The sequence below is a fragment of the Actinomycetota bacterium genome, from assembly GCA_040754375.1.
In the GTDB taxonomy this organism is placed as follows: Bacteria; Actinomycetota; Acidimicrobiia; order Acidimicrobiales; family AC-14; genus JBFMCT01.
Map to the genome: position 1 here is coordinate 1 of JBFMCT010000102.1, position 1403 is coordinate 1403.

At 69.4% G+C, this 1403-nt stretch carries 2 protein-coding genes; both read left to right on the top strand.

What is annotated here, in order from left to right; translation table 11 throughout:
- The coding region (locus AB1673_17630) for a hydrogenase expression protein HypE (GenBank protein ID MEW6155778.1) at positions 1-1035 on the top strand (1035 nt) is incomplete at its 5' end.
- Positions 1036-1144: 109 nt separating this feature from the next.
- Positions 1145-1403, top strand: a 259-nt coding sequence (locus tag AB1673_17635) for a hypothetical protein (GenBank protein MEW6155779.1), incomplete at its 3' end; no start/stop codon positions are given.

Here is a 1403-nt window from a genome sequence, read left to right on the forward strand (position 1 = left end):
GGCATCATCCCCGGCCTGCCCAGGGTCGAGCTCATCCACACGGTCGTGTCCGTCGAGTGCGGCGCGGAGTGGACCCACAACCTGTTCATGGCCGAGCGGGGCGAGCTCGACGCCCCCTACCTGGTCTGCTGGGAGGGCTCGGTGATGGACGAGTCCATCGCCGGCGAGGGCTACTGGATGGGCCTGGGCGAAGACCCCCAGACGGGCCGCCAGATCACCTCACTGGAGTGGCTCGACCGCCTGTCGCCGGGGGCCGCGGCCGTGGTGGCCATCGGCACCTGCGCCTCCTGGGGCGGCATCCCCGCGGCCAAGGGCAACCCCACCAACTCCATGGGCGTCATGGACTACCTGGGCAAGGACTTCCGGTCCTCGTTCGGGGTGCCCGTGGTCAACGTGCCCGGCTGCTCGCCCGTGGGCGACAACATCATCGAGACGGCGGCCGCCGTCTGCCTGTTCCTCAACGGCCTGGCCCCCCTGCCCGAGTTCGACGAGCTGGGCCGCCCGGCGTGGCTGTTCGGCGAGACCGTCCACCGCCACTGCCCCCGGGCCGGCTACTACGAAGAGGGCGTGTTCGCCCACGAGTACGGCGACAAGGAGTGCCTGGTCGAGCTGGGCTGCTGGGGCCCGGTCGTGCAGTGCAACATCGCCGAGCGGGGCAACGTCGACGGCCACGGCGGCTGCATGAACATGGGTGGCATCTGCATCGGCTGCACGATGCCCGGCTTCCCCGACAAGTTCAGCCCGATCTACGAGATCGCCCCGGGCTCGCTGCTGTCCTCCACCACCAGCCGCGTGGTGGGCGGGTTCATCCGCAAGATGCGCTACCTGTCCCGGGTCGACAAGAACATGACGGCCCGCTGGGAGCAGGACGGCCCGTCGGGCTTCGGCCGGGCCAAGATCGGCCCCAAGGGCGTCCAGAAGACGATCCACAAGTTCTACTCCAAGTACCAGCACTCCCACGAGGGCGGGAACAACAAGACCTACGGCCACTCGGACGACGCCGCCGGTCGTTACCGGTTCGAGGGCGGCCACTAGCCCGCAACAGCAGGTAGCCGCCGGCCCTGGAGAGCCCACGAGCTCCTAGGCCGGCGGCGAAGGGTCCAAGAAGTTTCACCGCATCCAGCCCAGGAGACGCACACCGAACATGTGTTTCAAGAACCTTCCGATCGAGTTCGACAGCACGGGCAAGGCCCGTATGCGGGACACCACGGCCGACCCTTGGGCCGTGCAGTCCACCCAGCGCAAGGGCTACGTGCGCCGGCGTTCCGGCCCCGGTGCCCAGTTGGCGGCCCCGCCCCGGCTGCGTGAGTGGTCGATCGACCCCATGACCCGGGTGGCCGGCGCCCTCGCCATCCACACCGTGCTCGACCTCGAGAACCGCAAGGCCGTGGAGTGCCACTCCC